Origin of the sequence: Acidovorax soli (assembly GCF_900107605.1) — a bacterium.
Classification (GTDB): Bacteria; Pseudomonadota; Gammaproteobacteria; order Burkholderiales; family Burkholderiaceae_C; genus Acidovorax; species Acidovorax soli.
Genome location: NZ_FNQJ01000004.1, coordinates 59,349 through 76,674, shown reverse-complemented (window position 1 = coordinate 76,674; position 17,326 = coordinate 59,349). Strand labels below are relative to the sequence as shown.

Genomic DNA, 17,326 nt, shown 5'->3' with positions numbered 1-17,326 from the left:
AGCGCGGGCAACCCGCGATTTTCCCACTTTGCGTTCACCACGTCGCGGGACGGGTCAGCCACGGGCGCTGTTTCACGTGAAACAGGCCTGCAGGAATCCTGCCCGGGGCCTGTGCTCCAATCCCCGTCATGCACCAACAACTCCTCGTTTTCGCGGGCAGCACCCGCCAGCAATCCTTCAACCGCCAACTGGCCCAGATCACCGCCACCATCGCGCGTGATGCCGGCGCCCAGGTCACGCTGCTGGAGCTTTCCGACTTTGACATCCCGCTGTACAACGCCGACCTCGAAGCCCAGGGCACGCCCGCCGATGTGCTGCGCCTCAAGCAGATCCTGTGGGAGCACCCGGGCTGGATCATCTGCTCGCCCGAATACAACGGCAGCTACACCGCCCTGCTCAAGAACACCATCGACTGGGCATCCAGCCCCGTCAAAGGTCACCCTGACTGGCAGGATGGCACCCGGCCGTTCCGGGGCAAGGTAGTGGGCATGCTCAGCGCCTCGCCGGGTGCTCTGGGCGGCCTGCGCTCGCAAAGCCACCTGGCACCCCTGCTCACCAACCTGGAATGCTGGCTGGCACCCCAGGCCTTTGCACTGGGCCAGGCGGGCAGCGCCTTCGACGACCAGGGTGCACTGGTGGACCCGGCCCACCGCGACCGCGTGCGCACCGTGGTCGATCAGGTGCTGTGGGCGGCCGAGCGGCTGCACCCCACAGCGGCCTGAGCATTGCAGCAAAAATAGCGCCTATGCCCGATGGCAGGCACAGGCAGCACTCACCACAGGAGTAACCCATCCATGGATTGCCGCCCCGGCTGCGGCGCCTGCTGCACCGCCCCCTCCATCAGCTCGCCCATTCCGGGCATGCCGCAAGGCAAACCCGCGGGTGTGCCCTGCATCCAGCTGGGCGACGACGCCCGCTGCCGGATCTTCGGACAACCCGGGCGCCCCGCCGTGTGCAGCGGGCTCATGCCCTCGACCGAAATGTGCGGCTCCAACCGGGAATACGCCATGCGCTACCTGGCACGCCTGGAAGAGCAGACCCGTCCCGCGTGAAAAGCGGGCGCCAGCACCTGCCCAGAGGCCCGGTGCCTGCTCCCTTTCTCCCCACATCGCCCTGCACGAAGCCGCTGTGACCCACCTGGCCGCCTGCCGCGAGCGCGTGGCGGGACGCCCTGCCGTGCAGGCAGCCATGAAGGTCGAAGGTCTGTTGAAGTGAAACACCCCGGTCCGGTGGCACTTCGCACCTTTCCCCTAGAGGAGGCAGCGCTTGCACGGCAGCCGCTGGATTGGGACGCCCCCGTTTCAGGCTACGCGCTGAACGCGCAGCACCATGGCCAGCTGAAATGCAAGACGCAGCTACAACGGCCGCTGGCGCGCCGCCACCAGCGCCCCAAGCCACAACGCAACAGCCGAATACACGAGGCCACGCGCCAGTCCACCGGGGCCGTCGGCAATCCAGCCCACCACCGTAGGCCCCACGATCTGCCCGACAGCAAACACGACGGTGAACGCACTGATGCCACCGGCCCACTGCGCCGGCGGCAGGTTGTGGCGCACCAGCGCCGTAGTAGAGGCCACCACGGCCAGGAAGACCCCGCCAAACAACAGGCCCGATGCCATCACCACGGGCCAGGCCGAGGTCAGCGCCGGCAGCAGCGTGGCCGCGCCCAGCAGGCCGTTGAGGAGGGCCAGCGCCTGCCCGCCGCGGCTGCGGTCCAGCAAACCCGCCCAGACACGCGACGACAACACCACCGCCAGCCCCAGCAGGGCATAAAACAGCGTCACGGTGCCGCTGGCCATGCCCTGCTCGCGCAGCAGCGCCACCACAAAGGTCATGTAGCCGATATAGCCCACGCCAAACAGGGTGTAACCCAGCAGGGCCGGTGCCAGTGCGCGCAAGGGCACGGGCGCAGGCGGCGCAGCCGGGCCAGCAACCGCCTTTGCACCCACACCCATGCCTGCCACAGTGGCGGGCGCAGGTGCCGGCGCCGTCAGCACGCGCAGCGCACGCACGGGCCACACCAGCACCACGGTGGCCAGCGCACACACGGCTGCCAGCGCCCACCAGGCCCAGGTCCAGCCGTGCAGCGCCGGGGCCGATGCCAGCACGGACGGCACCAGCAAGGCCGAGGCGCTGATGCCCCAGCCCACGCCACCGTAATACAGGCCCAGCAGCAGGCCACTGCGGCCCACGTCCAGGGCGCCCAGGCGCGCCGCCATCAGCCCGCCGGCAATAAAGATCACGGCACTGGCCACGCCCGCCAGCAGACGCTGCAGCAGCAGCGGGGCGGCCTCGACAAAGAAGCCGCTCAAGGCCATGAACAGCGTGGCCAGCACCGCACCCCACAGCAGCAAGGTACCGGGCGCCAGGCGCCGCAGCAGCGCGGGTGCGACCAGAGCACCCAGCAGATAACCCAGCGCATTGAAAGTGTTCATGGCCCCGGCCAGGGTGTAGGTCCAGCCCAAGTCCTCGCGCATCACGGGCAGCAGCAAGGCATAGGCAAAGCGCGTGATACCCAGCGAAACGGCCGCACCCAGCGACAGCGCCAGCACCACGCCCACCGGATGGGCGCGCAAGCCTTGCAGGCTTCTTATATGGTTTGTCTCCATGGCACTGATTGTGCCTGCGGGCACGGCTGCGGCCTGTCGGTGCCCCATATCAAATACCAATCAAAACAGTCTCAAACCATTACGTACAAAGCACATGAAGCTATTATTTTAGAAAAACCAGATTCTTTTGCGGTAGCGCAGATAGCACACAATGGCTTTACCGTGCTGCCCGCCGCATACTGCAGCAAGTGCGGCACTGCAGTACCCTTGAGCGTGAACTTGCTCCCATGCAAATCCCCTCTTCCCATTGCGACGAAAGCTTTTCATGCCCTCCTTGTTCGAACCCGTCCAGGCCGGTGACCTGCAACTGGCCAACCGCATCGCCATGGCGCCGCTCACGCGCAACCGCGCACCCGACGCCATTCCCACGCCGCTCATGGCCACCTACTACACGCAGCGCGCCAGCGCCGGCCTGCTGATCACCGAGGCCACCGCCATCAGCCCCCAGGGCCAGGGCTATGCCGACGTGCCCGGCCTGTATGGCACCGAGCAACTTGACGGCTGGAAGCGCGTGACCAGCGCCGTGCATGCGGCCGACGGCAAGATCGTGGTGCAGCTGTGGCATGTGGGCCGCATCTCGCACACCGACCTGCAGCCCGGCAACGCGGCCCCGGTGGCGCCCTCGGCCATTCGCGCCAAGGCCAAGACCGTGCTGATCAAGGACGGCGTGCCCACCTACACCGACACCTCCATGCCCCGCGCGCTCGACCTGAGCGAGCTGCCCGGCATCGTGCAGGACTATCGCCATGCTGCACGCAACGCCATCGCCTGCGGCTTTGATGGCGTGGAGATCCACGGCGCCAACGGTTACCTGCTCGACCAGTTCCTGAAGACCGGCGCCAACCGGCGTACCGACGACTATGGCGGCAGCATCAGGAACCGCGCCCGGCTCACGCTGGAAGTGGTGCGCGCCATCGTCGATGAAATCGGCGGCGGCCGCACCGGCATCCGCCTGTCGCCCGTCACTCCCGCCAACGACATCGTGGACGACAACCCCCAGCAGCTGTTCGACTACCTGCTGGCCCAGCTCGCGCCGCTGGGGCTGGCCTATGTGCACATCGTCGAAGGGGCCACCGGCGGCCCCCGTGAACTGCCCGACCGTCCCTTTGACTATGCCGCCCTCAAGGCCGTGTACCGCAAGGCCGGCGGCAAGGGGGCCTGGATGGTGAACAATGCCTACGACCGCCCCCTGGCCGAAGCCGCCGTGGCCGCCGGCGCAGACATCGTGGCCTTTGGCCGACCTTTCATTGCCAACCCCGACCTGGTGGCCCGGCTGGAAAAGAACGCACCCCTGAACGCACCCGACAGCACCACCTTCTATGGTGGCGGTGCCGCCGGCTACACCGATTACCCCACCCTCTACTGAAGTTTTCGGGACCGGGACCGGCTTCGTCCGCAGCCGCCCGGTTCAGGCGGCCGACAGCACCAGCCGTGCGCACAGGCCCACGCCCCCTGGGCCGGGCACGAATTCGTGGTGCGCGCCCAGCAGCTCGGCGTAGCGCGCCACAATGGCCAGGCCCAGACCGGCACCCTGTCCCAGGCGCTTGCCCTCCTGGCCCTGCACCCAGCGCTGGTGCACTTCCTGGTGCCGGGCCGGCAGGCCGGGCCCGTTGTCGGTCACGGACAGCACCACCCTGGCGCCCTCATGCGACAACGCCACGGTCACACGCGGCACGCCGCCTGCGGCGGGCTTGCCATAGCGCAGCGCGTTGTCAATGAGGTTGTTGAGCACCCCTTCGATCAGCACCGCCTGCCCTTGCACCGTCACCGGCTCGTCCAGGCCGACCGCGCCCAGGTCCACGCCGGCCGCATCGGCCCGGGGCAGGAAATGCAGGACCGCGTTGCGCACCAGTTCATGGAGCGCCACCGCCCCGCGCGGGATGGCGTGGCGCGCCTCATCGGCCAGGGCCAGGGCCAGCAACTGGTCCACCAGGTGGCTGGCGCGCGCCTGGCTGTCCACGATGCCCGCCAGCTGCTCCCGCCAGACGGCGGGATCCTTCTGCGCCAGGCCGTAACTGGCCAGGGCGCGGATGCCCGCCAGCGGCGTGCGCAGCTCGTGCGCCACGTTGCCGGCAAATTCCCGCTGCGCCTGCACGCCCTGGGCCACGCGGTCGAGCAGGTCGTTCACCGAGGCGCCCAGGCGCTGCACATCACGTGTGGAGGCATCCACGGGCACGGACGCCAGGTCGCGCACATCGCGCCGGTCCAGCGCATGCTGAAAGTCCGCCAGGGGCTGCAGGTCGCGCTGAATGGCCCGACGCAGCCACACGGCCAGCACCAGCAACAGCAGCAGCTGCGAAACCACCGAATACAGGAGCACGCTGCGCAGCATGGCGCTGCGTCCCAGCACGGTCTGGGCCGTCACCACCTCGAAGGGTTGTGGCGTGGTCAGCTGCAGGCGCACGGCGCGCAGCGAGCGGCCGTGGTATTGGATGTCGGAAAAGCGATAGACGTCGTCTCCGCGCGGGGGCGACACCGGCAGATCGGGCCAACCCGCCAGCACCGAGCCGTCAGGGCGCAACACCGCAAAGTACACCGTCTCCGCCTGGTCGAACAGCACCGCCTTGATCTCGCGCACCGACAACGTGAAATCGAGTTGATCGTCCACCACCCGCACATTGGTGGCCACGGCATACGCATCGTCGAGCAAGGAGCGGTCGAACGCCCGCTGCGTGAAACTGTTGGCCACCAGCACCGATGCCACCGTGCCAGCCAGCCAGGTCAGGCCCAGCGGCAGCAGCACGTGGCGCAGCAGTCGCGCGCGCAACGAGGGTGCGGGCGGCACGGGCAACGGGTCCAGAGGGGCCAAAGGCCGGAGTGGATCGGCAGGCCGGCTCATGGCGTGGTCAACGGGTCTGCTTCCAGCATGTAGCCCAGCCCGCGCAAGGTGCGGATGCTGACGGCGCTGCCGGCCAGTTTCTTGCGCAGGCGCGAGATAAAGGCCTCGAGCGCATTGTCCCCCAGGGAATCATCAAAGCTGGACAGCTTGTCGGACAGCTTGCGCTTGCTGACCACATGGCCCGGCGGCGTCATCAGCTCCCACAGCACCTCGAACTCACGCGCCGGCAACTCCAGCAGCGTGCCATGCAGCGTGAAGCGGCGGGCGCGCCGGTCCAGCACCAGTGCGCCCGCCACCGTGCGATCGCCGGTGCCCTGGGTGCGCCGCACCAGGGCACGCAGCCGGGCCTCCACTTCGGCCAGATCGAACGGCTTACCCAGGTAGTCGTCGGCCCCCGCATCGAGCCCGGCGATGCGCTCATCGGTACGGTCGCGGGCCGTCAACACCAGGACCGGCGTGCGGTCGCCGCGCGCACGCGCCATGCGCAGCGCCGTGAGGCCGCTGCCCATCAGGCTGTCCGGTACAGCGTCCAGCGGCAAGGTCAGATCCAGCAGCACGGCATCGAAGGTTTGTACCCGCCAGAAGTGCTGGGCCTCGGCCACGCTGGCGGCGGCATCCACCCGGTGCCCTGCATCGGTGAGGCTGCGCAGCATCACGCCACGCAGCACGGCATCGTCTTCTACAACCAGGATTCGCATGGGCGCGGGGGCACTCGGGTAATGGGGATACGCATTTTTACGCAGGGCCCAGGTCAGGCGGCGGTCAGGCAGGCGCAACGATAAACGGAGGATGAGCATACGACAGTTGATCTTCATCGCCGCGCTGGTCAGCCCCCTGGCCGGCTGGGCCCAGCAAAGCACGCCCGCCCCCGCCGCCCTCACGCTGGCACAGACGCTGGCGGCGGCACGCGACAACAGCGATGTGGCGCTGGCACGCCACGCGCTGGCCGCAGCCCGCTCCGACATCCTGAGCGCCGACCATGCGCCCGCCCCCGTACTGAGCGCCAAGACCGCCTCCATCGACCTGCAGAACGGCATCGGCGGCGGCAACCTGCTGACGCGCAAGCGCATCGACAAATCCATCGGCATCGACTGGACCTGGGAGCGCGGCAACAAGCGGGCGTTGCGCACGCTGGCCGCCCAGCGCAACGCCGATGCGGCCCAGGCCGATGTGAACGAGGTGCAGGTCCAGCAGCTGCAGGCCGCGCTGGCCGCCTATTACGACCTGCTGGCCGCCCAGCAGCGTGCGCGGGAGACCGCCGAGATGGAGCGCAGTGCCAAGGAACTGGCACGCCTGGCCCAGCGGCGCGTGCAGGCCGGCGACCTGTCGGTGCAGGATGCCGCACGCACCAGCATCGAGGCAGAACGCGCCCGCGCCGACACGCAGACAGCGCTGCTCGACAAGGAAAACGCCGCCCTGGCACTGGCCCAGGTGATCGGCCGTGGCGTCGGACTGGAGGCCTCGGAGGCCGACTGGCCCACGCTGTCAGACCCCAACGGTCCGGGCGGTGACCTGGCCGCCTGGGTCGAAGCGCGTGCCGACGTGCGCGCGGCCACGGCCCGCGTCCAGGCGGCCCAGGCCGCGCTGGACCACGCCAGTGCCCTGCGCAAGGCCGACTGGACGGTCGGCGCCTCGTACGACCACTTCCCGGGCACGTCGAACCGCCTGGTAGAACTGCGCGTCTCGGTGCCGCTTCAGTGGGGCTACCGCTACGAAGGCGAGATCGGCCGCGCCCAGGCCGAATACACCCAGGCCCAGGACACCCTCGAAAAGACCCGCCGCCTGGCCCAGCTCGACCTGCAACACCTGCAGCAAGCCGCGGCTGGTACCGCGCAGCGCAGCGCCAGTTTCGACAACGGCATCCTGCCGCGCGCACGCCAGGTGGCGCAAAGCGCCGAACTCGCCTACGCCAAGGGCGCCACCTCGCTCACCGACCTGCTCGACGCCCGCCGAACCCTGCGCGCCACCGCGCTGGAAGCGCTCTCCGCCCGCCTCGAACACGCCAAGGCCCTCGGCGCCTGGCAGTTGCGCACGCAGCCACAGATGCTGTCTGCGGCCCCCTGATCTTTCTCTTTGCCTGGACCCACCCATGGTGCACTCTTTCACCTTCCACCTGCGCGTGCGCAACGCCTCCTCGCGCTCCATCGCCACCCGCAGCCTGCTCGCCCTGGCCCTGGGATGCAGCGCCTTGCTGGCCGGCTGCGGCGAAGCCACCGCCCCCGCAGCAGCCCCCGCCGAAGCCGCACCTCCCGTCGTGCAGGGAGCGCAGCTGCGCTTTCCAGCCGACCATCCGCAGCTTGCCCTGCTGCGGGTGAGCGACGCCCAGCCTGCCAAGGAGATCGTCATCGACCTGCCTGCCAAGCTGGTCTGGAACGAAGAGCGCACCCAGCGCATCTACCCGCCGTTCGCGGGCCGCGTGGCGGCCATCCGTGCCGACCTGGGCCAGACAGTGAAAGCGGGTAGCCCGCTGGCCCTGCTGGCCTCGCCCGATTTTGGCCAGGCCCAGGCCGACACCGCCAAGGCCCATGCCGACCAGGTGCTCGCACAGCAGGCACTGCGCCGCCAGCGCGAGCTGTTCGAGGCCGGCATCGTGGCCCGCAAGGACCTGGAACAGACCGAGGCCGACGCCGCGCGCGCCCAGGCCGAGGTGGCCCGAGCCGCCGCCCGCACCAGCCTGTATGGCGGCGGTACCACCGTGAACCAGCAGCTCGCCATCTCGGCCAACATGGGCGGCGTGGTGGTCGAGCGCAACCTCAACCCCGGCCAGGAACTGCGACCCGACCAGTCGGGCCCCGGCACGCCCGCGCTGTTCGTGGTGACCGATCCCTCCTCGCTGTGGGTGCAGATCGATGCGCGCGAAGGCGACCTCGCCTCGCTGCGCCCCGGAGACGGTTTCACACTGCAAGTGCCCGCCTACCCGGGCGAGACCTTCACGGGCCGCGTGATGGCCACGGCCGACGCCATCGACCCCACCACACGCACACTGAAGGTGCGCGGCATGGTGCCCAACGCCGACCGCCGCCTCAAGGCCGAAATGCTGGCCACCGCGCATGTGAGCGAGAGCCGCCGCAGCGGAGTCGTGGTGCCGGCCGAGGCCGTGACGCTCAATGGCAAGGTCCACACCGTCTTCGTGCAGCGCGAGCCCGGCGTGTTCGAGCCGCGCACCGTCACGCTGGGCCACGAAGGCCCGCGCGACGTGGTGGTGGCCACTGGCCTGGCCGCGGGTGAAAAAATCGTCACGCAGAACGTGCTGCTGCTGGCGCGGCAGTTCCAATCCGCCCAGGAAGAAGCGGCCATGAAGAAGGACGCGCACCAATGAAGCGCCTGATCCAATACGCCCTGCACCAGCCGCTGTTCATCGTCCTGGGCACGCTGCTGTTCGCTGCAGCCGGCTTCTTTGCGTTCAAGAGCCTGTCCGTCGAGGCCTTCCCCGACGTGACCGACACCCAGGTCACGGTGATCGCGCTGTACCCTGGCCGTGCGCCCGAAGAGGTGGAAAAGCAGGTGACGCTGCCCATCGAGGTGGCACTGGCGGGCCTGCCCAACTCGATCCGCGTGTTCTCGCACACACAGTTCGGCCTGTCGTTCAGCGTGGTCACCTACGACGACGCGGCCAACGTCAACATCGTGCGCCAGCAGATCGCCGAGCGCCTCTCCAGTGTGGACCTGCCGCCCGGCGTGCAGGCCAATATCGCTCCCAACGCCACACCCGTGGGCGAGATCATGCGCTACCGCCTCAAGGGTGACGGCCTCTCTACCACCGAAATCCGCACCATCGAGGACTGGACCGTGGAGCGCGCGCTGCGCCAGGTGCCCGGCGTGGCCGACGTGGTGGCCATGGGCGGCGCCATCAAGCAGTACGAGGTGCAGCCCGACCTCGACAAGCTGCGCGCCTACAAGGTCACCTTCCAGAACCTGCTCGATGCACTGGGGCGCGGCAACGCCAACGCCGGTGGCAGCTACGTGGCCCAGGGCGCGCAGCAGTACACCATCCGCGGCATCGGCCTGCTGCAGTCGGCCGACGACATCGGCCGCATCGTCGTGGCCGCGCATGGCGGCACGCCCATCCTGATCCGCGACATCGCCGAGGTGAAGACCGGCGCCGTGCCGCGCCTGGGCGTGGTGGGCCAGGATCTGGACGACGACGTGGTCACCGGCATCGTCATCATGCGCAAGGGCGAGAACCCCAGCGTGGTGCTCAAGGGCGTGAAGGACAAGATCGCGGCGCTCAATGCGCGCGGCCTGCCGCCGGGCGTGCAGATCGTGCCCTTCTACGACCGCACCTGGCTCATGGACAAGACGCTGACCACGGTGTTCCGCAACCTCGTGGAAGGCGCGCTGCTCGTGTCGCTCGTGCTCTACATCTTCCTGTCGAACCTGCGCGCCAGCCTGGCCGTGGTGGTGGTGATCCCGCTGTCGCTGCTCGCCACCTTCATGGGCCTGAAGGTCATGGGCGTGCCGGCCAACCTGCTGAGCCTGGGCGCCATGGACTTCGGCATCATCGTGGACGGCGCGGTGATCGTGGTCGAGAACATCATGCACCGCCTGGCCGAGCGCGGCGAGGACATGGACGAGCGCGACCGGCGCGACGTCATCATCGACGCCGCCAACGAGGTCGGCCGGCCCACGCTGTTCTCCATGCTCATCATCATCGCGGCGCATATCCCGATCTTCGCGCTGCAACGCCACGAGGGGCGCATCTTCCAGCCCATGGCGCTGTCGGTGACCATGGCGCTCGTGGGCTCGCTGATCTTCTCGCTCACGCTGGTGCCGCTCCTGGCCTACTGGATGCTCAAGCGCCGCCTGCCGCATGGCGACAACCGCGTGGTGCACACGGCCAAGAGCATCTACGCGCCCATCCTCGACTGGGCCCTCATACACCGCCGCAAGGTGGTGGTGATCGCCCTGGCCGCCTTTGGCCTGTCGGGCGTGGTGGCCTCGCGCCTGGGTTCGGAATTCCTGCCCGAACTCAACGAGGGCACCACCTGGGTCAACTTCGCGCTCTCCCCCACGGTATCGAGCGAGGAGGCCACGCGCATCCTGCGCATGGCGCGCAAGGCGCTGCTCACGGTGCCCGAGGTCAACACCACGGTCTCCAAGGCCGGCCAGCCCGAGGACGGAACCGACCCCAAGACCATCTCCATGGCCGAAATCTTCGTGGACGTGAAGCCCGAGGACCGATGGCGCGCCGGTATGACGCGCGAGAAGATCACCGAGGAGATGAGCCGCGCACTCTCTGGCATCCCCGGCATCGACCCGGCCTTCTCCCAGCCCATCCGCGACAACGTGCTCGAATCCATCTCGCAGATCAAGGGCCAGATCGTGATCAAGCTCGCGGGCGATGACCTTGCCGAGATGAAGCGCATCACCGATTCAATAGCGCGCGAGATCAAGCAGGTGCAGGGCGTGGCGCGTGCCGAGATCGACCGCGACGGCCAGGTGCCGCAGCTGCTCATCGAAATCAACCGCGACCGCGCCGCGCGCTACGGCCTGAACGTGGGTGACGTGCAGGACGTGATCGAGGCGGCGCTCGCCGGCAAGGCCGCCACCAGCCTGTGGGAGGGCGAACGCAAGTTCGCCGTGGCCGTGCGCCTGCCCAAGGACGAGCGCGTCATCGCCAACCTGCCACGCACGCCGATTGCCACCTCCGACGGCGGCTACGTGCCGCTCTCGGCCGTGGCCAACATCCGCGAGGGCATGGGCGCCATGAACATCGCCCGCGAGGCCGGGCGGCGCACCACCGCCATCGGCATCTTCATCCAGGGCCGCGACATGGGCTCCGTAGTGGCCGACATGAAAGAGCGCGTGGCGCGCAACGTGGAGATTCCCGACACCTACCAGCTCAACTGGTCGGGCGAGTTCGAGAACCAGGAACGCGCCATGAAGCGCCTGTCGGTCGTGGTGCCGATCTCGCTGCTGCTGATCTTCGTGCTGCTGTTCGACGCCTTCAAGTCGTTCAAGACGGCCTCTCTGATCCTCATCAACGTGCCACTGGCACTCGTCGGCGGCTTTGTCGCGCTGTGGGTGTTCGGCATTCCTCTGTCGGTGTCGGCAGCCATCGGCTTCATCGCGCTGTCCGGGCAGGCCGTGCTCAACGGGGTGGTGATGCTGTCGGTTTACCAGCAGCTGCAGGCCAGCGGCATGGGCGTGGTCGAGGCCGTGCGCCAGGGTTCCATGCAGCGCCTGCGCACGGTGCTCATGACGGCGCTGCTGGCCATGCTGGGCCTGCTGCCCATGGCGCTGTCGCACGAGATCGGCGCCGAGACGCAGCGCCCCTTGGCCATCGTGGTGATCGGCGGCCTGGTGACGGCCACGCTGCTGACCCTGGTGGTGCTGCCAGCGCTGTATGTGGCGTGGTTTGCGCCCCGCAGGCAGACCCCCGCCACCGGCGAACCCGGAGCCATCACATGACGCAGGGCACCGCCGTGCTGCTGCTGCATGGCTTGTGCAGCACCCCCGACGAACTGATGTCCCTGCATCCGGCGCTGCGTTCGGCGGGGTGCACGGTGGTGGCGCTGCGCATTGCGGGGTACTCGTTCGACCCGACGGCCCCTGTGCAGCGGGCCAGCGCCTGGCACACATGGATCGCTGCCATCGAAGCCGAGGTGGACGCGCTGCGGCGCACGCATGCGCGCGTGGCGCTCGTGGGCATCTCGGCCGGCGCATCGCTCGCATTGGGCGCGGCCATCCACTGCGGCACGCGGATAGACGCCATGGTGCTCATGTCCACCACGCTGCGCTTCGACGGCTGGGCCATTCCGCGCACCCAGTGGCTGCTGCCGCTGGCGCTGTACACGCCGCTGGGCCGCTGGTGGAGCTACCGCGAACGCCCGCCCTATGGCGTGAAGAACGAGCGCGTGCGCGCCTGGATCGAACGCGAGCTCCAGCAGCGCCGCATCTCGTGCGCCGGCGCGGCCGTACTGGGCATAGGCCACCTGCGCGAACACGACCGCTTGATCCGGCATGTGCGCAACCACCTGGGACGGGTGCAATGCCCGCGTGTGCTGGCCATCCATGCCCGCGAAGACGAGGTAGCCAGCCTGGCCAACCTCGACCTGCTTGCCCGGGGGCTGGGCGCATCCCGCCTGCGCACCCTGGTGCTGGACAACAGCTACCACATGGTTTGCATCGACAACGACCGCCAGCAGGTCGCCAGCGAAACCGCCGCATTCGTGGTGCAGCCCCACGCCGCTCCCGGACCGGACCGGGTGGCGCCTTCATCCCTTGCCACCGCGCCCTGAAGAGCGTTGCCGTGGCTTCCACGCCAATCACCATGCACACCGATACCTACACCACCCTGTGCTCCATGCTGGAGCAGAAATTCCACGTCGACCCGGCCCGGCTGAGCCCCGGCATCTGCCTGGAAGAGATCGGACTGGATTCCCTGTCGCTCATGGAGTTCGTTTTCAACGCCGAAGACACATTTCACCTGCGCATCCCCGAAGACCTGCTCGACCCCCGCCAGGGCGGCATCACCCTGCAGCATGTCTGCGACGTGATCGAGGCGCTGCAGGCTGCACCCGCCACCGGTACCGGCGCATGAACAGGCCGGTACGCATCGCGGGCTACGGCATCGTCACGCCACTGGGCAACGAACTGACGCCGTTCGATGACCGCCTGTTCCGTGGACACTCCTCGGTGCGGGCGCATGCACTGACCCTGCCCGGTCTGGACCCCATGCTGCTGCCCGTGGCGCCATGCGCATTCGACGAAAGCGCGGCACGCGCACCTTCCAACCTGCCGGTGGACCGCGGCACGGCCATGGCCCTGGCCGCGGCCCAGTCGGCCCTGCAGGCCGCGGACCTCGGGGCAACAGACCCGCAAAGGCTGGGGATCTTCTGGGGCAGCGGCATGGGCGGCTCGGCCAGCTTCGATGCCACCTGCCAGGCGCTCTATGGCCAGCACCGGCGAATGCGCCCCACCACGGTGCTCACTACCATGCCCAACGCCGCCGCAGCCGAACTGGCACTGCGCCACGGCGCCCGGGGGGCATCGCTCACCTACGCCTGTGCCTGCGCCTCTTCCGCCGTGGCCATTGGCGAGGCGCTGCGGGCCCTGCGCGCCGGCTGGATCGACATCGCCATCGCCGGGGGACACGAGGCCATGCTGACCCCGGGTGTTCTGGCCAGCTGGCATGCCATGCGCGTGCTTGCGCCGCTGCGCGAGGATGCCGATGCCGCCACGGCCTGTCGTCCGTTCTCTGCCGACCGCGCGGGCTTCGCCCTGGGCGAAGGCGCGGCGGCGCTGGTGCTGGAATCCGAAGCGCATGCGCAGGCGCGCGGCGCACGCTCGCCACTCTTCCTGGCCGGCTATGCCACCAACTGCGACGCCATGCACATCACCCAGCCACAGGCCGCAGGCCAGACCCGCGCCATGCGTGCCGCACTGCAGGATGCGGGGCTGGCCCCTTCGGACATTGGCTATATCAATGCCCATGGCACGGCAACCCTGGCGGGCGATGCCGCAGAAGCGCAGTCCGTGGCCGAGGTGTTCGGCAACACAACGCCCGTGAGCTCGACCAAGGCCATCCACGGCCACTTGCTGGGCGCGGGCGGGGCGGTGGAAATGGTGGCCGTGCTGCGTGCCCTGGAGAGGCGTTGCCTGCCGCCCACGGCGCATCTATCAGGGGCCGACCCGGCCTTCAGGCTGGATCTGGTGCGTGGCGCCGCACGCGACGCACCGCAACTGCGCTATGCCTTGTCCAATTCGTTCGCCTTCGGCGGCACGAATGCCGTGCTCATCGCTGGACGCGACCATTGATTCCATTGCCCCACCATTCGTTCAGCGGATGGTGAACCGCCGCCTGGGCGACCGGAAATTCTTACATTCGCCAGCGTTTTAACAACAGCGCATTGGCCATCACGCTCACCGAACTCAGCGCCATGGCCGCGCCCGCCACCACCGGGTTCAGGTAGCCCAGCGCCGCCAGCGGAATGCCGGCCACGTTGTAGACAAAGGCCCAGAACAGGTTCTGCCGGATTTTCGCCACCGTGCGGCGCGAGATGTCCAGGGCCGCCGCCACCAGCATCGGGTCGCCGCGCATCAGCGTGATGCCGGCGGCGTGCATGGCCACGTCGGTGCCGTTGCCCATGGCCATGCCGACATCGGCGGCGGCCAGGGCGGGCGCGTCATTCACGCCGTCGCCCACCATGGCCACGGTGTGGCCCCCGGCCTGCAGCGCCTGCACGCGGGCCGCCTTGTCGCCCGGCAGCACCTCGGCCATCACCTCGCCCGCATCGGGGTCCAGCCCCAGGCGCCGGGCCATGGCCTCGGCCGCGCCCCGGTTGTCGCCCGAAACCATCACCGTGCGCACGCCCAGGGCGCGCAGGGCCGCCAGCGCCTCGCGCGCGCCAGCCTTGGGCTCATCGCCAAAAGCCAGAATGGCGCGCAGGGCCAGCCCGTCGGTGGTGCGCTCGGCCAGGGCCGACACCGTGGCGCCCGTGCTCTGCAACTCGGCAGCCCGCACCGCCAGCGCACCCAGCCCCACACCCAGTTCGGCCATCCAGCGCAGGCTGCCCACCAGGTAGCTGCGCGCCTGCACCTCGCCCTCGGTGCCGCGCCCCGGCGCGGCGCGCACGCCGTCGGGCGCCACGGGCTGCAGGCCGCGCTCTTGCGCAGCCGCCACCACGGCCCGGGCCAGCGGGTGCTCGCTGCCGCTTTGCACGCTGGCCACGGCCGCCAGCACGGCCGCCTCGTCCTGGCCCGGCGCCACCTCGAAGGCGGTCAGCCGGGGCCGGCCCACGGTGAGGGTGCCGGTCTTGTCGAAGGCCACCACATCCACCTTGTGCGCCAGCTCCAGCGCCTGCGCGTCCTTGATGAGAATGCCGTGCTTCGCCGCCACCCCAGTGCCCGCCATGATGGCCGCCGGCGTGGCCAGTCCCAGCGCGCAGGGGCAGGCAATCACCAGCACGGCCACGGCGTGGATCACTGCCGCCTCGAAACCCGTGCCCGTCCACAGCCAGACGAGCAGCGTGGCCAGCGCCACCACCAGCACCACCGGCACGAACACCGCCGACACCTGATCGACCAGGCGCTGGATGGGCGCCTTGGCGGCCTGCGCATCCTCGACCAGGCGGATGATGCGCGACAGCACCGTCTCGGCACCCACCGCCGACACCTGCATCACCACCCGGCCGTCGCCATTGATGGCGCCGCCGGTCAGCGGCGCGCCCACCTCGCGCGTCACGGGCAGGGGTTCGCCGGTGAGCATGGACTCGTCCACCTGGGTGTGGCCCTCCAGAATGCGGCCATCCACCGGAATGCGCTCGCCCGGGCGCACCACCAGCCGGTCGCCCGCCATCACCTCGGCCACCGGCACATCCACCTCGCCGTCACGCCCCAGCATGTGGGCCACATCGGGGCGCAGCGCGTGCAGCGCGCGGATGGCCGCCGTGGTCTGGCGCTTGGCGCGCGCCTCCAGCCACTTGCCCAGCAGCACCAGCGTGACCACCACGGCAGACGCCTCGAAGTACAGGTGCGGCGCATGCCCCTCGTGCGCCGTCAGCCACAGCCACATCGACAAGCCCCAGCCCGCCGACGTGCCAATGGCCACCAACAGATCCATATTGCCCGTCAGCGCCTTCAGCGCATACCAGCCCGCCTTGTAGAACCGCGCCCCCAGAATGAACTGCACCGGGGTGGCCAGCGCAAACTGCACCCAGGCCGGCAGCATCCAGTGCTGGCCGAACAGATCGCCCAGCATGGGCAGCACCAGCGGGGCCGACAGCAGCAGGCCCACGCCCACCGGCAAAAAGCCGGCCCAGGGCGACAGATCCTCGGGCGCATCGTCCTGCCCCGCCGCGCGCGGCTCGTAGCCCGCATTGCGCACGGCGCGGCGCAGCAGGGCGTCCATGGCCGGGCCTGTCGCATCGGGCGGCACCCCATAGACGATGCGCGCCGACTCGGTGGCCAGGTTCACGGTGGCATCCTGCACGCCGGGCACCTTGCGCAGCGCGCGCTCGACACGGCCCACGCAGCTGGCACAGGTCATGCCGCCGATGCCCAGGTCCAGGGTGTCCAGCAGTTCGGGGGGGGTGGCAGTTGTGTTCATAAGGGGTTACCGTAATCCTTGCCATGATGGCAAGGTCAAGCCAGTGCAGCGAACAACTGCGCCGCCACCAGTGCTTTCATCGGTTCTTGACTATGCCACTATGTCAAGGTTCACCATGTCGGTGTCGTCATTTTTTCACCGGAGAAATCGCATGCAATACACCCTTCAAGTCCAGGGCATGACCTGCGGCCACTGCGAACGCGCCGTCACCCAGGCCGTGCAGCAGCTCGACCCCGCCGCCACCGTGCGCATCGACCGCGCGCAAAACCGCGTCGATATCGACAGCACCCAGCCCCGCGAGGCCCTGGCCGCCGCCATTGCCGAAGAGGGCTACCAGGTCACCGCATGACCCCCACCCCAAGCTGGCCCGTGCCCATTGGCGAGGCCGCCCGGCGCGCCGGCGTATCGGCGCGCATGGTGCGCCACTACGAATCGCTGGGCCTGCTGCCCCCCGTGGGCCGCACCGACAGCGGCTACCGCCAATACACCGAAGCCGACGTGCACGCGCTGCGCTTCATCGGGCGCGCCCGCACGCTGGGCTTTGCCATGGAAGAAATCCGCGAACTGCTGGCGCTGTGGCAGGACAAGGGACGCGCCAGCGCCAGCGTCAAGCGCATAGCCCAGGGCCACATCGACGATCTGGCCGCCCGCATCGCCGCCATGCAGGCCATGCAGCGCACGCTGCAAACCCTGGTGTCGTGCTGCCAGGGCAACGACCGGCCCGATTGCCCGATATTGGACGACCTGGCGGCAGCGCCCGAATCACCCGATGCGCTGCCCAAAAAATTACTGTATCGATAGCGTTTTGCGCTTTTCACGAAAACGTCC

General features: G+C 69.0%; 15 protein-coding genes. 11 read left to right on the top strand and 4 right to left on the bottom strand.

The window, feature by feature from the left end; genetic code table 11:
• Nucleotides 1–128 precede the first annotated feature (128 nt).
• Both BLW02_RS04960 and BLW02_RS04955 read left to right on the top strand, forming a co-directional pair.
• Complete coding sequence (locus BLW02_RS04960; protein WP_092697284.1) at nt 129–722, top strand: NADPH-dependent FMN reductase; 594 nt, start codon at nt 129–131, stop codon at nt 720–722.
• 72 nt (nt 723–794) lie between these two features.
• On the top strand, nt 795–1,052 hold the full coding sequence (locus BLW02_RS04955; protein ID WP_092697283.1) for a YkgJ family cysteine cluster protein: 258 nt from the start codon (nt 795–797) through the stop codon (nt 1,050–1,052).
• Between the two features lie 303 nt (nt 1,053–1,355).
• Here BLW02_RS04955 and BLW02_RS04950 read toward each other — a convergent pair whose 3' ends face one another.
• Nucleotides 1,356–2,609 carry a YbfB/YjiJ family MFS transporter gene (locus BLW02_RS04950; RefSeq protein ID WP_092697402.1) on the bottom strand — a complete coding sequence of 418 codons (1,254 nt, stop codon included), beginning with the start codon at nt 2,607–2,609 and terminating at the stop codon, nt 1,356–1,358.
• A 265-nt stretch (nt 2,610–2,874) separates the two neighbouring features.
• Between BLW02_RS04950 and BLW02_RS04945 the strand changes: the two genes are divergently transcribed.
• Nucleotides 2,875–3,975, top strand: a complete 1,101-nt coding sequence (locus BLW02_RS04945) for an alkene reductase (protein WP_092697282.1) — start codon at nt 2,875–2,877, stop codon at nt 3,973–3,975.
• Nucleotides 3,976–4,017: 42 nt separating this feature from the next.
• Here BLW02_RS04945 and BLW02_RS04940 read toward each other — a convergent pair whose 3' ends face one another.
• Together BLW02_RS04940 and BLW02_RS04935 are read right to left on the bottom strand one after the other, a co-directional pair.
• Nucleotides 4,018–5,448 (bottom strand): sensor histidine kinase, encoded by a 1,431-nt coding sequence (locus tag BLW02_RS04940; RefSeq protein WP_092697281.1) that lies wholly within the window; start codon nt 5,446–5,448, stop codon nt 4,018–4,020.
• Nucleotides 5,445–6,146: a response regulator gene (locus tag BLW02_RS04935; protein ID WP_092697280.1), complete on the bottom strand. Its 702-nt coding sequence runs from the start codon at nt 6,144–6,146 to the stop codon at nt 5,445–5,447. Before BLW02_RS04935 ends, BLW02_RS04940 begins: the two co-directional genes overlap by 4 nt.
• A 91-nt stretch (nt 6,147–6,237) precedes the next feature.
• Here BLW02_RS04935 and BLW02_RS04930 point away from each other — a divergent pair, with 91 nt between their 5' ends.
• From BLW02_RS04930 to BLW02_RS04905, 6 genes are all read left to right on the top strand, one after another.
• Entirely contained in the window at nt 6,238–7,512 is a 1,275-nt protein-coding gene (locus tag BLW02_RS04930; protein ID WP_092697279.1) for a TolC family protein, read from the top strand.
• A 25-nt stretch (nt 7,513–7,537) separates the two neighbouring features.
• Nucleotides 7,538–8,767, top strand: coding sequence for an efflux RND transporter periplasmic adaptor subunit (locus BLW02_RS04925; RefSeq protein ID WP_092697278.1), 1,230 nt, complete (start codon nt 7,538–7,540; stop codon nt 8,765–8,767).
• Nucleotides 8,764–11,859, top strand: coding sequence for an efflux RND transporter permease subunit (locus BLW02_RS04920; RefSeq protein ID WP_092697277.1), 3,096 nt, complete (start codon nt 8,764–8,766; stop codon nt 11,857–11,859). The genes BLW02_RS04925 and BLW02_RS04920 overlap by 4 nt, the downstream gene beginning before the upstream one ends.
• A complete protein-coding gene (locus tag BLW02_RS04915) occupies nt 11,856–12,689 on the top strand; it encodes an alpha/beta hydrolase (protein ID WP_092697276.1) in 834 nt (277 codons plus the stop codon). Before BLW02_RS04920 ends, BLW02_RS04915 begins: the two co-directional genes overlap by 4 nt.
• A gap of 65 nt (nt 12,690–12,754) precedes the next feature.
• Nucleotides 12,755–12,991, top strand: a complete 237-nt coding sequence (locus BLW02_RS04910) for a phosphopantetheine-binding protein (RefSeq protein WP_425285644.1) — start codon at nt 12,755–12,757, stop codon at nt 12,989–12,991.
• The gene (locus BLW02_RS04905; RefSeq protein WP_092697274.1) at nt 12,988–14,208 is read left to right on the top strand and encodes a beta-ketoacyl-[acyl-carrier-protein] synthase family protein; all 1,221 of its coding nucleotides are present in this window, start codon (nt 12,988–12,990) and stop codon (nt 14,206–14,208) included. Before BLW02_RS04910 ends, BLW02_RS04905 begins: the two co-directional genes overlap by 4 nt.
• A gap of 61 nt (nt 14,209–14,269) precedes the next feature.
• On the opposite strand, the gene BLW02_RS04900 is transcribed toward BLW02_RS04905, so the two are convergent.
• On the bottom strand, nt 14,270–16,498 hold the full coding sequence (locus BLW02_RS04900) for a heavy metal translocating P-type ATPase (RefSeq protein WP_092697273.1): 2,229 nt from the start codon (nt 16,496–16,498) through the stop codon (nt 14,270–14,272).
• Between the two features lie 151 nt (nt 16,499–16,649).
• Between BLW02_RS04900 and BLW02_RS04895 the strand changes: the two genes are divergently transcribed.
• Both BLW02_RS04895 and cueR read left to right on the top strand, forming a co-directional pair.
• Nucleotides 16,650–16,847, top strand: coding sequence for a heavy-metal-associated domain-containing protein (locus tag BLW02_RS04895; protein WP_026437668.1), 198 nt, complete (start codon nt 16,650–16,652; stop codon nt 16,845–16,847).
• A complete protein-coding gene (cueR, locus tag BLW02_RS04890) occupies nt 16,844–17,299 on the top strand; it encodes a Cu(I)-responsive transcriptional regulator (protein ID WP_092697272.1) in 456 nt (151 codons plus the stop codon). The genes BLW02_RS04895 and cueR overlap by 4 nt, the downstream gene beginning before the upstream one ends.
• The last annotated feature ends 27 nt before the right edge of the window (nt 17,300–17,326 follow it).

What these genes read in the sequence shown, in the direction of transcription:
- BLW02_RS04960 (WP_092697284.1), top strand. Translation starts at nt 129, where the DNA reads ATGCACCAACAACTCCTCGTTTTCGCGGGCAGCACCCGCCAGCAATCC.
- BLW02_RS04955 (WP_092697283.1), top strand. Translation starts at nt 795, where the DNA reads ATGGATTGCCGCCCCGGCTGCGGCGCCTGCTGCACCGCCCCCTCCATC.
- BLW02_RS04950 (WP_092697402.1), bottom strand. Translation starts at nt 2,609, where the DNA reads ATGGAGACAAACCATATAAGAAGCCTGCAAGGCTTGCGCGCCCATCCG.
- BLW02_RS04945 (WP_092697282.1), top strand. Translation starts at nt 2,875, where the DNA reads ATGCCCTCCTTGTTCGAACCCGTCCAGGCCGGTGACCTGCAACTGGCC.
- BLW02_RS04940 (WP_092697281.1), bottom strand. Translation starts at nt 5,448, where the DNA reads ATGAGCCGGCCTGCCGATCCACTCCGGCCTTTGGCCCCTCTGGACCCG.
- BLW02_RS04935 (WP_092697280.1), bottom strand. Translation starts at nt 6,146, where the DNA reads ATGCGAATCCTGGTTGTAGAAGACGATGCCGTGCTGCGTGGCGTGATG.
- BLW02_RS04930 (WP_092697279.1), top strand. Translation starts at nt 6,238, where the DNA reads ATGAGCATACGACAGTTGATCTTCATCGCCGCGCTGGTCAGCCCCCTG.
- BLW02_RS04925 (WP_092697278.1), top strand. Translation starts at nt 7,538, where the DNA reads ATGGTGCACTCTTTCACCTTCCACCTGCGCGTGCGCAACGCCTCCTCG.
- BLW02_RS04920 (WP_092697277.1), top strand. Translation starts at nt 8,764, where the DNA reads ATGAAGCGCCTGATCCAATACGCCCTGCACCAGCCGCTGTTCATCGTC.
- BLW02_RS04915 (WP_092697276.1), top strand. Translation starts at nt 11,856, where the DNA reads ATGACGCAGGGCACCGCCGTGCTGCTGCTGCATGGCTTGTGCAGCACC.
- BLW02_RS04910 (WP_425285644.1), top strand. Translation starts at nt 12,755, where the DNA reads ATGCTGGAGCAGAAATTCCACGTCGACCCGGCCCGGCTGAGCCCCGGC.
- BLW02_RS04905 (WP_092697274.1), top strand. Translation starts at nt 12,988, where the DNA reads ATGAACAGGCCGGTACGCATCGCGGGCTACGGCATCGTCACGCCACTG.
- BLW02_RS04900 (WP_092697273.1), bottom strand. Translation starts at nt 16,498, where the DNA reads ATGAACACAACTGCCACCCCCCCCGAACTGCTGGACACCCTGGACCTG.
- BLW02_RS04895 (WP_026437668.1), top strand. Translation starts at nt 16,650, where the DNA reads ATGCAATACACCCTTCAAGTCCAGGGCATGACCTGCGGCCACTGCGAA.
- cueR (WP_092697272.1), top strand. Translation starts at nt 16,844, where the DNA reads ATGACCCCCACCCCAAGCTGGCCCGTGCCCATTGGCGAGGCCGCCCGG.